This is a genomic window from Sphingobium sp. LB126 (assembly GCF_002795205.1).
Lineage (GTDB): Bacteria > Pseudomonadota > Alphaproteobacteria > Sphingomonadales > Sphingomonadaceae > Sphingobium > Sphingobium chungbukense.
In genome coordinates this window covers 1715855-1729010 of sequence record NZ_NETV01000001.1, presented here as the reverse complement: position 1 = coordinate 1729010, position 13156 = coordinate 1715855, and the positions used below count along the sequence as shown (strand labels likewise).

Sequence of the window (13156 nt, the reverse complement as noted above, 5' to 3'; positions counted from 1 at the left end):
TTCCATGTAACCGTTCGCCTTCGGCTTGTCGAAGGCATCTATGTTCATTTCAAACGCAGCGCCACCGAAGCCGCATGCGCCGGCAGCCCTTCCGCCTCCGCCAGAGCGACGGCGGCAGGGCCGATGGCATCGATGCTTTCAGGCGTGAGGCTGAGAAAACTGGTGCGCTTCATGAAGTCGAGCACCGAAAGCCCCGAGGAGAAGCGCGCCCGCCGCCCGGTCGGCAGCACATGGTTCGGCCCGGCGACATAATCGCCCACCGCCTCGGGCGTCATGCGGCCGAGGAAGACCGACCCGGCATGGCGCACCTGCCTGAAGAGCGCATCGGGATCGTCGACCGCCAGTTCCAGATGCTCGGCGGCAAGACGATCGACCAGCGGCATGGCTTCATCGAGATCGCGCACCACAATGATCGCGCCATTGGCGTTCCAGCTCGTCGTCGCCACCGCCTGCGTCGAGAGCAGCGGCAGGCGCCTTTCCACCGCCGCCGCCACGGCATCGGCGAAGGCCATATCGTCGGTGAAGAGAATCGACTGGCTGGTCGGATCATGCTCCGACTGACTCAGCAGATCGGCGGCGATCCAGTCGGGATCATTCTTCCCATCGGCCACCACGACGATCTCGGACGGCCCGGCCACCATGTCGATGCCGACCACGCCATAGAGCTGGCGCTTGGCCTCCGCGACCCAGGCGTTGCCGGGACCGGTGATGACGTCGACCGGCCTGATCCGTTCCGTGCCATAGGCGAGCGCCGCCACCGCCTGCGCACCCCCGACGCGCCAGACTTCCTCGATCCCGGCGATGCTGGCCGCCGCCAGGACCAGCGGGTTGATCTCGCCATGGGGGGTCGGCGTCACCATGGCGATACGCTCGACGCCCGCGACCTTGGCCGGGATCACGTTCATCAGCAGCGAACTGGGATAGGCCGCCCGGCCACCCGGCACATAGAGCCCGGCCGCATCCACCGCGCTCCAGCGCGCGCCCAGACGCACGCCCGCAGCATCCACGCTGTCGCTGTCCTGCGGCTTCTGCTTCTCATGATAGGCCGTGATCCGCGCCGCCGCGAGTTCCAGCGCGTCGCGCAGTTCGGTCGAAAGGCTGTCGAGCGCCTTGCGGCATTCGGCCGGCTCCACCGCCCAGCCGCTGACATTCAGGTCGTGCCGGTCGAAACGGCTGGTATAATCGGCCAGCGCCGCATCGCCCTCGGCACGCACACGCTTGAGGATCGCGGTGACGTCGCGGGAGACATCCTCATCCGCCTCGCGCCGGGCATCGACCAGCACGGTGAAGGCAGCGGCGAAATCCGCGCTGGCGCTGTCGAGCCTAAGCGGCATCCTTCACCCCCACGGCCTTGCGGAAGGCCTCGACCAGCGGCGTCAGTTCCGCCGAGCGCATCTTGAAGGCGGCGCGGTTGACGATCAGTCGCGCCGACACCTGCATGATGACATTGGTTTCGACGAGGCCGTTGGCCTTCAGCGTCGCGCCCGACGACACAAGGTCCACGATCCGCCGCGACAACCCCAGCGAGGGCGCCAGTTCCATCGCGCCGTTGAGCTTCACGCACTCAGCCTGAATGCCCCGAGCCTCATAATATTTGCGCGTCAGGTAAGGATATTTGGTCGCGACCCGGACATGGCTCAGCGCCGCTTCATCCTCTTGCGACAAGCCGACAGGTTCCGCGACAGACAGGCGGCAATGCCCCATGTCGAGGTCGACCGGCGCGTAAATCTCCGAATAATCAAACTCCTCCAGAACGTCCGATCCGACGATGCCGATCTGCGCCGCGCCATGCGCCACGAAGGTCGCGACATCGAACGCCCGCACCCGGATGATCGACACATCGGGCCGATTGGTGGCGAAGCGGAGTGCGCGGCTTTTCTTGTCATGGAACTCCGCCTCCGGTTCGATACCGGCTTTGGCGAGCAGGGGTAGCGCTTCATCGAGGATGCGCCCCTTGGGGATGGCAAAGGTGAGCGGACGAGTCATGACCCGCGCGCCTTACTGGCGAAGGCGAAAAAGGGCAAGGTTCAGGCCGCTTCCGCCAGCGCCGCCTCGGTCGCCGAAATCCAGCCACCGCCCAGCACCCGGTCGCCCGCATAGAGCACCGCCGCCTGGCCTGGCGCGACGCCATATTCGGGCGCGTCGAACAACAGCCGCTCGCCCTCCAGCCGCGCCGGGACAGGCCTGGCCATCGACCGCACCTTGGCCGTCAAAGGCCCGGAGAAATCCCCGCCCAGCCAATTGATGTCCGATAGCCGCGCCGCCGACACCGCCAGCGCCGCCTTGGGCCCGACGATCACGCGCCGCCCCTCGGCATCCAGCCGCACGACATAGAGCGGTTCGGCCTGCCCGCCGATCTCCAACCCCTTACGCTGGCCGACCGTATAGTGGATCATCCCCTTGTGCGTACCCATGACGCGGCCGTCGATATGGACGATATCGCCGCCTTCATCGGCGTCGGGACGCAGCTTGCGCACGATTTTCGCATAATCGCCGTCGGGCACGAAGCAGATGTCCTGGCTGTCGGGCTTCATCGCGACGGACAGGCCGAGGTCCGCCGCGATTTCCCGCACCTGCGGCTTGGGCAGGCCACCCAGGGGAAAGCGCAGATAATCGAGTTGCGCCTGGGTCGTGGCGAAGAGGAAATAGCTCTGGTCGCGTGCCGGATCGGTGGCGCGGTGCAGTTCGGCGCCCCGCGGCCCTTCCACCCGGCGCACATAATGGCCGGTGGCGAGGCAGTCGGCGCCCAGGTCGCGCGCGATCTGGAACAGGTCGGTGAATTTCACCCCCATATTGCACTTCACGCAGGGGATGGGGGTGCGCCCGGCCATATATTCGTCGGCAAAGTCGGCGATCACCGAATCCCGGAAACGGCTCTCATAATCGAAGACATAATGGGCGATGCCGATGCGGTCGGCGACGGCGCGGGCGTCGCGGATGTCCTGCCCCGCGCAGCAGCTACCGGTACGCCCCACCGCCGCGCCATGGTCATAGAGCTGGAGCGTCACACCGATGGTTTCCGCGCCGGTGCGGGCGGCGAGCGCGGCGACCACACTCGAGTCCACGCCGCCGGACATGGCAACGACGATCCGCCGCGCGTCGAGCGGCTCGCTGAGCTGAAACTGGGGCTGCATGGGCGCGCATATAGTCGCACCGCCCCCCGCATTCCAGCGGGATTCGGCAGCGCCGGCATCAATATCACCAATTTTGAGGACAAGTTTACCGGACCTTATCCTTTAGCCCCTACACCCCCTGGCCATGGATCTGGGATTCCTTCGGACAGGCGGGCTCAAGCCCAGCTTCGTCAAGCCTTCGGGCCGGCGGCGCGTGCCGGTCTGGCCGTCCTTGCGGGCCGCTTCGGCGGCGGCGCAGGCGGCCAGCCCGACCGCGCAGGCGGTCGCGGGCGTCCTGCGGGGGCAGGAGATCGAAGGCGACTGGGTCCAGGAACTGGCCGATATCCTCGCGCCACGTTCCGGCGGCAATATCGAGGCCGTAGGGCTCGCGGGCAGCTTTAACCCGTTGATCGCGAACCGATTAAGGGTGGGGCAAGGATGATGAAGGGGGCGTTTACCGTGGCGCTTTAGGCCCTGTTCAGGGCTTTGAGCGCAAACAGTTTCGCACTGCTGGAAATCGGCAACGCCAGTGCCGCTTATTGAGGGTGATAATGATCGAAAACCAGAAAATCAGACCTGCACAGGTCGTCGGGCCGCTGGGAGAACCCCTGACTCTGGAGAGCCTGCCGCCCGTGGACACGACTCGCTGGGTCGTGCGCCGCAAGGCTGAGGTCGTGGCGGCCGTGAACGGCGGCCTGCTGACCGTGGATGAAGCCTGCGCCCGCTATTCGCTGACGCTGGAGGAATTTGCGAGCTGGCAGCGCGCCGTCGACCGTTCGGGCATGCATGGCCTGCGCGTGACGCGCATCCAATATTACAAGTCCCTCTACGAACGGCAGCAGAAATACTGATCATCCGTTTCTGGAATAAAGGGTCGCACGAGAAGGCCGTCGGATCTGGCATCCGGCGGCCTTCTTCTTTGCGAAGGTGAAATGGAACGTAATGCCGACTTCCTACGTTGAACCGATCAGCCCACCCGAAAGGGGCTATGGTCCAAGGAGAGTGAGAAATGGGCATCATTTTATGGCTTGTTGTCGGCGGCATCATTGGCTGGCTTGCCAGCATGGTAATGCGGACCGACGCGCAACAGGGCATTTTGCTGAACATCGTGGTCGGCATCGTCGGCGCGTTCGTCGGCGGCCTGATCTTCAGCGGCGGTTCGATCAACGAAGGGCTGACGCTGTACAGCTTCCTGGTGTCGCTGGTCGGCGCGATCATCCTGCTGGCGATCGTCAACCTGGTGCGCCGGGGTTCCGTCCGCTAAGGCATTTTGTCCAAACGGAAAAGGCCGTGTCGTCGATCGGGATGACGCGGCCTTTTTTTTCAGCTCCGGCCAGCGAAGAAGCGGTACATCACCAGCACGGCGATCGATCCCAGCACCGCGGCGATGAAGCTGGCCTGCTCGCCCGGTTGGTAAACGCCCAGCATCCGCCCGACATAGCCGGCCAACAGGGCACCCGCTATGCCCAGCAACACGGTAAGGATGCAGCCGCCGGGGTTGCGGCCTGGCATGACCAACCGGGCCAGGGCACCTGCAAAAAGCCCGACGATGATCCAACCCAGAAATTCCATCCCACTCCCCTGGTTGCCAGATCACGCAAGGCGGAACCCGGCTTCGCGCCTGAAACGATGCAATAACAAGGAACTGCTGGCCACCCCATCGGGCATTGGACGCAGCATGCTCCGGACCCGGCTATAGCGCCACAATCGTCCGGTTTTGGCAAGGGCGCGGCCCATCGTTTCGACATCGTGCCGGACGATTTTGGGGAAGGGCGCCGATCCTTCATATGGGGGCTTGAGCCGGGTGATGTATTCATATAATACAGCACTCCACGCGGCGCTCTTTGGCCGAAAGATGGATTCAGGATGAATTACGAAACCCAACTGGTCGGCGATGTCCCGGCGAACATGCTTGATGAGCCGGAGGAACGTCCGATCTGGCGCCGCCGGCTCATGATCGGCGCGGTGATCGCCATCGTCCTGATCGCGATCGCCACCTGGGTCAGCATGCGCGGGAAGGGCGCGGAAACCGGCACGGCACAAGTTCAAAGGCCTGTCGTGACCGTCATCAGTCCCGGCCAGTCGACGGTGTCGCACATGATCAACGCCACCGGATCGCTCGCCGCGCGGGTCGACATGCCGGTCGGCGTGGTTGGAGAAGGGGGCGCCGTGACACGGGTGCTGGTCCAGCCGGGCGACTGGGTGCGCGCCGGCCAGGTGCTGGCGACCGTCGAACGCTCCGTCCAGACCGAGCAGATCCGCTCGCTCGCCGCGCAGGTGGAGGTCAACCGCGCCGATGCGAAACTGGCGCAGGCTCAGCTCGACCGTGCCAAGGCGCTGGTCTCGCGCGGTTTCATCAGCCAGGCCGACATCGACCAACGCACCGCGACACGCGATGCCGCCAATGCGCGCGTCAACGTCGCCATTGCCCAATTGGCCGAGCAGCGTGCCCGCACCGGCCGTCTCGACATCCGCGCGCCCGCGGCAGGTCTGGTACTGACCCGCACGGTGGAACCGGGTCAGATCGTCGGATCGGGCAGCGCCGTTCTGTTCCGCATGGCCAAGGACGGGGAAATGGAAATGCTGGCCCAGGTAAGCGAAGGCGACCTGGCCGCGCTGCGCCCCGGCAATGCCGCCACCGTGACTCCGGTCGGCGGAACGGCCCAATTCGCGGGCCGCGTCTGGCAGGTATCCCCGGTGGTCGACAATCAGAGCCGTCAGGGCATCGCCCGCATCGCCATTCCCTACAATCCGGCGATCCGTCCGGGCGGCTTCGCCTCAGCCGCGATCGTCAGCGGGACGGGTTCCGCGCCGATGCTGCCGGAATCGGCTGTGCAGAGCGACGAGAAGGGCAATTATGTCTATGTCGTCAACGGCCGCGACGAAGTGCAGCGGCGTGACGTCCAGATCGGCCAGGTGACCGACGCGGGCGTGTCGATCCTGAACGGCCTCAACGGCAATGAACGCATCGTGGCTTCGGCCGGCGCCTTCCTGACGCCGGGGCAGAAGGTGAAGCCGGAAGTCAGCAAGTCCAGATGAAGCGGCGGGGCGCGCCAAAGCATCGTGCGGAAAAGTGGGAACCGGTTTTCCGCTTGAAACGATGCAACAACAAAAACTTGCGTGGCCACCGGCAGGCGAGGAAGCCGTCATGAGTTTTCGTAATATTTCCGCCTGGGCCATCCGCAACCCGGTGTCGCCGATCGTGCTGTTCGTCGCGCTGCTGCTGGCCGGGCTGGTCAGCTTCAGCCGGATGGACGTCAACCAGAATCCCGACGTCAGCTTCCCCATGGCGAGCGTCGTCGTGCGGCAACCCGGCGCCGCACCGACCGAACTGGAGACGCAGGTTACGCAGCGCATCGAAGCCGCCGTGCGCGGCATCAGCGGCGTGGACGAAATCACCTCCTGGGTGTCGGAGGGCCAGTCGAACACCAATGTGCAGTTCCAGATCGGCACGCCGGTCGACCGCGCCGTCAACGATGTGAAGAACGCCGTCGACCAGATTCGCAGCGACCTTCCCGAGGGGATTTTGGAACCGCAGGTCAGCCGCGTCGACATTGAGGGCGGGCCGATCGCCTATTTCAGCGCCGAAGCGACCGACATGACGCTGGAGGAACTGTCCTGGTATGTCGACAACACCGTCGCCAAGCGTCTGCTGGCCGTGCCGGGCATGGCGGCGGTCAAGCGCGGCGGCGGCGTGTCCCGCGAAATCCGCGTCATCCTGAACCCCGCCAAGCTTCAGTCGCACGGCATCACCGCCAGCCAGGTCAATCAGCAGCTCCAGCAGGTCAATCTGAATGCAGCGGGCGGCCGTACCGAGATCGCCGGCGCCGAACAGGCGATCCGCGTGCTGGGCAACGCCCGCGACGCCTATGCGCTGGGCCAGACCCAGATCGCCATTGGCGGCGGGCGGACCGTCAAGCTGGCGGACCTGGCCGATGTGCGCGACATGTATGCCGAGCAACGCTCCCTTTCCCTGATGAATGGTCGGCAGGTGACCAGCTTCAGCATGGAAAAGGCCAAGGGATCGTCCGACGTCACCGTGTTCGACGAAGCGATGAAGGTGCTGGACCAGCTCAGGAAGGAAAATCCCAAGGTCCAGTACAAGCAGCTTTACACCAGCGTCGAATATACCAAGGGTCAATATCACAGCGCCATGCAGGCGATGATCGAAGGCGCGGTGCTGGCCGTGGTCATCGTCTTCCTGTTCCTGCGCGACTGGCGCGCCACCATGATCTCGGCGCTCGCCATTCCGCTGTCCGCGATTCCGGCCTTCTGGTTCATGGAAATGATGGGCTTCACCCTGAACGGCGTCTCGCTGCTGGCGTTGAGCCTGGTCGCGGGCGTGCTGGTCGATGACGCCATCGTGGAGATCGAGAATATCGTGCGCCACATGCGCATGGGCAAAAGCGCCTATCAGGCCTCCATCGACGCCGCCGACGAAATCGGCCTTGCGGTATTGGCCACCACCATGGCGATCGTCGCGGTGTTCCTGCCGGTGGCGCTGATGCCGGGCATTTCGGGCCAGTTCTTCATCCAGTTCGGCATGACCGTGGTCGTCGCGGTGCTCCTCAGCCTGGCCGTGGCGCGCCTGATCACGCCGATGATCGCCGCCTATTTCCTGAAGGCGCATGGGCAGGAAAGCCATGGCGAGGGCTGGCTGATGGATGCCTATATGGCGGTGCTGCGCTGGTCGCTGGACGAGCGCCGGGCCGTCGCCCATCGCGCGCGCGGCGGTGCGGCGCGCTTCACGGCCTGGATTCGCGACCATCGCATCTGGACGATGGGCATGGGCTTCCTGGCGTTCGCCGCGACGATCCTGGCCTTCGGGACATTGCCCATGTCGTTCCAGCCCTCCATCGACACGGATTTCAGCCAGGTGAAGGTCGAAACCGTGCCCGGCAGCACCTTGCAGCAGACCACGGCTATTACCCGCAAGGTGGCGGACATGCTGGCGTCGGACAAGGACATGGTCGAGGCCGCCTTTGCCGATATCCAGACGACCGGCGCCGACATCTACCTGACGCTCCGGAAGAACCGGCCGATGTCCTCGGTCGAATGGGAGCGCAAGGTCGCGCCCCAGTTCCAGCAGGTCGCGGATGCACGGGTCAATTTCCAGTCCCAGTCCGGTGGCGGCTTCGGCCGCGACATCATCATCATGTTCGGCAGCGACGATCCGGTGAAGCTGGAGCAGACCGCCAACAAGCTGGTGTCGGAAATGGCGGGCATCCATGAAATCCGCGCACCGCGGGTGGCGGGCGACATGAACCGTCCCGAAATCGTCATCAAGCCGCGTTTCGACCTGGCCGCCAGCCTGGGCGTCACGACCGCCGCGCTCAGCCAGACGATCCGCGTCGCGACGATCGGCGACATCGACCAGAACAGCGCCAAATTCTCGCTGTCGGACCGGCAGATTCCGATCCGCGTGGCCGTCGCGGAACACAGCCGCCGCGACATTGCGACGATCGAAAATATGCCGGTGCCGACGGTCAACGGGGGTTCCGTCCCGCTGAAGGTCGTGGCCGACATCGAATTCGGCGCCGGGCCGACGCAGATCCGCCGTTACAACCAGATCCGCCGCATCGTCGTAGGCGCGGACCTGGCGCCGGGCGTCGTCACCAGCCAGGCCATGGCCAAGATCAACGCGCTGCCGACGATGCAGGCCATCGCCGCCGGCAAGATATTGGGCGTGCAGAAGCTGAATACCGGCGACAGCAAGTGGCAGGCCGAGATGATCCAGAATTTCGCCATCGCGGTCATCTCCGGCATCTTGCTGGTGCTGGCGGTGCTGACCCTCCTCTACAAGCGCCTGATGCCGCCCTTCGTCAATCTGGGATCGCTGCTGCTGGCACCGCTGGGCGGAGCGATCGCGCTGCATCTGACCGGCAATCCGGTGTCGATGCCGGTGCTGATCGGCCTGCTGATGCTGCTGGGCATCGTCGCCAAGAACTCGATCCTGGTCATCGACTTCGCGCTGGAGGAGATGGGCAAGGGCGTCCCCAAGCTGGAGGCGATCATCGACGCCGGGCACAAGCGCGCCCAGCCGATCGTCATGACCACCGTGGCGATGGTGGCCGGCATGGTGCCGACCGCCCTGTCGCTGGGTGGCGACGGCGCCTGGCGCGCGCCGATGGGCATCACCGTGATCGGCGGCCTTCTGCTGTCCACGCTGCTGACGCTGGTGATCGTGCCTGCTACCTTCAGCCTGGCGCTGGGGATCGAGGAGTGGGTCGGACCGCGCCTTGGCCGTCGCCTGCTGACCTACAAGCCCGGCGACAACAAGGCGGCAGGCGTCCAGCCGGCGGAATAAAGGCGCGGCCGGGAAAAGAAGCGCTTGCCTGAACGAAACGGCGGCGTAACCGTTGGGAGAGTGATGAAGTTGCTCGCCCTGCCCCGGCCCGATGCCGACAGCCCCATCCATCCGGCGCGGCGCATGCGGCTGGTGGCCACGGGCATGCTGATGGCGATGGCGGCGCTCTTCCTCGCCGCCCGGGCCACCGCACATCTTCATCCCGCAATCGGCTTCGTCCAGGCCTTTGCCGAGGCGGCGATGGTCGGCGGCCTGGCCGACTGGTTCGCCGTGACGGCGCTGTTTCGTCATCCGCTCGGCCTGCCGATCCCGCACACCGCGATCATCCCCCGCAACAAGGACCGGATCGGGGACACGCTCGCTCTTTTCCTGCGCGACAATTTCCTGACACCCGCCGTGGTCGCCCGGCGAATGCAGCGGCTGGACATGGCCGGTGCGGCGGGGCGATTCCTGTCCAGCCCGTCCGGCGGCGACGGCAGGCTGCGCGAGGGCGCCTCCCGCCTCGCCGCCGACATATTGGAGGCACTGGACCAGGAACGCCTCGGCGGCATGGTGAAGGGCACCATCGCCCATCGGCTGCGCGCCATGAACCTCGCCCCCCTGATCGGGCAGGCGTTGGAAGCGGCCATGCGCGATGGCCGCCATGCCCCGGTGATGGACGGCATCATCCACTGGGCCGACCGTACGCTGGAGGCGAACGACCATCTGATCCGCCAGATGGTGCATGACCGATCGGGCAAGATATTGCGCTGGACCGGCCTCGACGAGAATCTTGCCAATGCGATCATCGACGGTCTGCGCAGGCTGCTCGCCGACATGGCCGACGATCCCGGCCACAGCCTGCGGCTGAAGGCGGAGGAAGGCATGGCAAAGCTCGCCGCCGACTTGCAATTCGATCCGGAGATGCAGGCCCGCGTCGCCCGCGTCCGCGACGAGATCGTCGACAATCCGGCAATGCAGCGCTGGATCGACGGCCTGTGGGAGCAGGCGCGCACAGGCCTGCTGCGGGCGGTGCGCGATCCGGGCAAGGCGATGGCCGGGCGGCTGGGCGAAGCGCTGCGCCAACTGGGCGGCACGCTTCAGGACGATGCCCGGCTGCGCCTGCTGATCAACCGCTTCATGCGCCGTGTCGCCGTGGGGGCCACGGCCAGCTATGGCGACTCGATCGTCAAGCTGGTCAGCGAAACCGTGCGCGGCTGGGACGCGGGCACCGTCACCAGCCGGCTGGAACATGCGGTCGGCCGCGACCTGCAATATATCCGCATCAACGGTACGCTGGTCGGCGGGCTGGTCGGCCTTGCCCTCCACGCGATCGACACCCTGCTGTAAACCGCTTTCCGCAAAGGTCATCGCCTCCTCAAAATTAATGTTGCAACATATCATAGAAAAATGTTGTATCATCACATTGCGATCCCATGGAGAATCGCGCAACTGGAGGGTGCGATATGCGACTGATGATGTTGCGGACAGCAGGCGGGGCGACAGGCGGCGAAGGATCTTCCGGCTACCGCAGCGGCGGCCGGTCCCCGATCGGCATAGGCGGCGCGGTGGCCATCCATGCGCTGGCGGCCGGGATATTCCTGCTGATGCCCAAGGAAATGATCGACACCTTCAAGCCGGACATATTGAGGACCTATGCCGTGCCGGACGATCCGCCGCCTCCGGAACAGACGCCGCCGGAAACCGAAAGCAAGGTCGAGCCGCAATCCCATCCGACCGTGGTGGAAAAACCGGTCGTCACCCCTCCCCCGTCCGAGGCGGGCTACAAGGTCGAAGCCAAGCCCTTTGCCGGCATGGACAATGGCAAGGGAATCGAGATCACGTCACCGGTCACGCCGCCCATGCCCGATCCGGTGCTGGTCGACGCCTCGATCGATCCGCGCGCCCTCGCCGCGTTTCAACCCGACTATCCCGGCACGATGGTCCGACAGGGAATGGAGGGCAAGGTCACCGTCCGCGTGACCATCGCCGCGGACGGCCATGTCATCGACATCGAACGATTGTCGGCCACCGATGAATCCTTCTGGCTCACCACCCAGCGCCACGCCTTGCGCAAATGGCGTTTCCGCCCGGCGACTCGGGATGGGTTGGCGGTCAGTTCGACCAAGGTGCTGACGGTCTATTTCCGCCTCGCAGACGTCTGAAATCAAAGCAAAGGGGGCCGGTCATGACCGCGTGGGACAACAGCGCTTTTGCATCCGGCCCCGCCTTGCCCTATATCGGCGCCATGGCGATCTTCCCCCGTCCGGTGTCCCCCAAGAGCGCGCTCAGCGACCTGTGGAGCTATTTTGGCAAGGACCAACCCCATAAATGGCCGTTGCTGGGCCTGTCCGTCGCGCTCACCTGGGTCATCATCTGGGCCTTCATCGTCGACGCCAACACCAACACCATGCCGACCCGCAACAAGATCATCTATGTCGAGAGCTGGAACGCCAACCGGTCCGACGCCGCGATCATCCTCCAGCAGAAGATCGACCTCGCCAAAAGCGAGGCTGCGCTGGCCAAGGAGCAGAAGCGGATGCAGGGATTCGCGGACGCCTTCGGCATCGAGTGGAAGGAAGAAGCCGCCCGCAACGGCGCGCGTCGCAAGGAGGCGTTGAAATATGTCAACGCCCAGCTCGACGCCCGGCTTGCCAAGGCGGAGGCGGACGAAAAGCGCGGGGCGGGAGCGAGCCAGCCCTGAGCACCCGTTCCAAAGCCGTCGTTCCGCCCGCCGATCCCGCAACGGACCGGCGCTTCATGGCTGTCGCCATCGCCCTGTCGGAACGCGGGCGCGGCCTTTCGACGCCCAATCCCAATGTCGGCTGCCTGATCGTCAAGGACGGCCGGGTCGTCGGACGCGGCTGGACGCAGAAGGGCGGCCGCCCCCATGCCGAGGCGCAGGCACTGGACGAAGCGATGGACCGCGCGCGGGGCGCCACCGCCTATGTGACGCTGGAACCATGTTTCCACCTTTCCCCGCGTGGCCCGCGCTGCGCCGATCTGATGGTCCGTGCCGGGGTGCGCCGCGTCGTCATCGCGCTGCGCGATCCCGATCCGCGCACCGACGGGCAGGGCGCCGCCTGGCTGCGCAAGCGCGGCATCGCCGTCGAAATGGGGCTGATGGCGGAGGAAGCCGCCGCCGCGATGTGCGGCTTCGTGCTGCGCCAGACGCTCGGCCGCCCGGCGGTCACGCTCAAGCTCGGCCTGTCGCTGGACGGGCGGATCGCGCTCAGCGACGGATCCAGCCGCTGGATCACCGGCCCAGACGCCCGTGCCCATGCCCATCTGGAACGGGCGCGCCATGACGCCATATTGGTGGGCGGCGGCACGCTGCGCGCCGATGCGCCGCGCCTCGACGTGCGCTTGGCCGGTCTGGAAGACCGCTCGCCCCGTCGCCTGCTGCTTAGCCATGGCGATGCGCCGGAGGGATGGGAACGGATCGCCACGCCGGAGGATATTGCCGCCTTGGCCCATGTCGACCACCTTCTGGTCGAAGGCGGCGCCCGCACCGCCGCCGCCTTCCTGCGCGCCGATCTGGTCGACCGCCTGCTGCTCTACCGCGCGCCGATCGTGATCGGCAAAGGGCTGGCGGGCATCGGCGATATCGGCCTGACCGACCTTGCCGAGGCGCATGGCAGGTGGCGCCTCAGCGACGAACGACGATTGGGCCATGACCGGCTGGAAGTGTACGGGAGAAGCCGGAAGGCATAGAGCGCGTCCTTGTTTTCCGCGATTTCCGCGCCTTCAGATGTTC

The 13156-nt window shown here is 65.7% G+C and carries 13 protein-coding genes; 9 read left to right on the top strand and 4 right to left on the bottom strand.

All coding sequences use genetic code 11. The features are described from left to right. Positions 1-44: 44 nt before the first annotated feature. The 3 genes from hisD to mnmA are packed head-to-tail and all read right to left on the bottom strand — an operon-like array spanning position 45 to position 3134. Positions 45-1334 carry a histidinol dehydrogenase gene (gene hisD, locus CAF53_RS08460; protein ID WP_100237831.1) on the bottom strand — a complete coding sequence of 430 codons (1290 nt, stop codon included), beginning with the start codon at positions 1332-1334 and terminating at the stop codon, positions 45-47. Further along, the gene (gene hisG / locus CAF53_RS08455) at positions 1324-1986 is read right to left on the bottom strand and encodes an ATP phosphoribosyltransferase (protein WP_100237830.1); all 663 of its coding nucleotides are present in this window, start codon (positions 1984-1986) and stop codon (positions 1324-1326) included. The genes hisD and hisG overlap by 11 nt, the downstream gene beginning before the upstream one ends. 41 nt (positions 1987-2027) lie before the next feature. Continuing rightward, the gene (mnmA, locus tag CAF53_RS08450; RefSeq protein WP_100237829.1) at positions 2028-3134 is read right to left on the bottom strand and encodes a tRNA 2-thiouridine(34) synthase MnmA; all 1107 of its coding nucleotides are present in this window, start codon (positions 3132-3134) and stop codon (positions 2028-2030) included. A 124-nt stretch (positions 3135-3258) separates the two neighbouring features. Here mnmA and CAF53_RS08445 point away from each other — a divergent pair, with 124 nt between their 5' ends. The 3 genes from CAF53_RS08445 to CAF53_RS08435 all read left to right on the top strand — a co-directional run bounded on the left by CAF53_RS08445 (position 3259) and on the right by CAF53_RS08435 (position 4377). Continuing rightward, positions 3259-3555, top strand: coding sequence for a hypothetical protein (locus CAF53_RS08445; RefSeq protein WP_046762224.1), 297 nt, complete (start codon positions 3259-3261; stop codon positions 3553-3555). Positions 3556-3664: 109 nt separating this feature from the next. Next, on the top strand, positions 3665-3964 hold the full coding sequence (locus tag CAF53_RS08440; RefSeq protein WP_007687284.1) for a DUF1153 domain-containing protein: 300 nt from the start codon (positions 3665-3667) through the stop codon (positions 3962-3964). Positions 3965-4122: 158 nt separating this feature from the next. Then, positions 4123-4377, top strand: coding sequence for a GlsB/YeaQ/YmgE family stress response membrane protein (locus tag CAF53_RS08435; protein WP_046762223.1), 255 nt, complete (start codon positions 4123-4125; stop codon positions 4375-4377). 59 nt (positions 4378-4436) lie between these two features. On the opposite strand, the gene CAF53_RS08430 is transcribed toward CAF53_RS08435, so the two are convergent. Then, positions 4437-4685 carry a GlsB/YeaQ/YmgE family stress response membrane protein gene (locus tag CAF53_RS08430; RefSeq protein WP_046762222.1) on the bottom strand — a complete coding sequence of 83 codons (249 nt, stop codon included), beginning with the start codon at positions 4683-4685 and terminating at the stop codon, positions 4437-4439. A 294-nt stretch (positions 4686-4979) separates the two neighbouring features. Here CAF53_RS08430 and CAF53_RS08425 point away from each other — a divergent pair, with 294 nt between their 5' ends. From CAF53_RS08425 to ribD, 6 genes are all read left to right on the top strand, one after another. After that, positions 4980-6152: an efflux RND transporter periplasmic adaptor subunit gene (locus CAF53_RS08425; protein ID WP_100237828.1), complete on the top strand. Its 1173-nt coding sequence runs from the start codon at positions 4980-4982 to the stop codon at positions 6150-6152. A gap of 109 nt (positions 6153-6261) precedes the next feature. Next, positions 6262-9420: an efflux RND transporter permease subunit gene (locus CAF53_RS08420; protein ID WP_046762220.1), complete on the top strand. Its 3159-nt coding sequence runs from the start codon at positions 6262-6264 to the stop codon at positions 9418-9420. Between the two features lie 63 nt (positions 9421-9483). Further along, the gene (locus tag CAF53_RS08415; RefSeq protein ID WP_100237827.1) at positions 9484-10749 is read left to right on the top strand and encodes a DUF445 domain-containing protein; all 1266 of its coding nucleotides are present in this window, start codon (positions 9484-9486) and stop codon (positions 10747-10749) included. A gap of 116 nt (positions 10750-10865) precedes the next feature. Continuing rightward, positions 10866-11564, top strand: a complete 699-nt coding sequence (locus CAF53_RS08410; RefSeq protein WP_242443407.1) for an energy transducer TonB — start codon at positions 10866-10868, stop codon at positions 11562-11564. A gap of 23 nt (positions 11565-11587) precedes the next feature. Next, positions 11588-12103, top strand: a complete 516-nt coding sequence (locus CAF53_RS08405) for a hypothetical protein (RefSeq protein WP_100237826.1) — start codon at positions 11588-11590, stop codon at positions 12101-12103. Then, positions 12100-13113 carry a bifunctional diaminohydroxyphosphoribosylaminopyrimidine deaminase/5-amino-6-(5-phosphoribosylamino)uracil reductase RibD gene (ribD, locus tag CAF53_RS08400; RefSeq protein ID WP_269748615.1) on the top strand — a complete coding sequence of 338 codons (1014 nt, stop codon included), beginning with the start codon at positions 12100-12102 and terminating at the stop codon, positions 13111-13113. Before CAF53_RS08405 ends, ribD begins: the two co-directional genes overlap by 4 nt. The last annotated feature ends 43 nt before the right edge of the window (positions 13114-13156 follow it).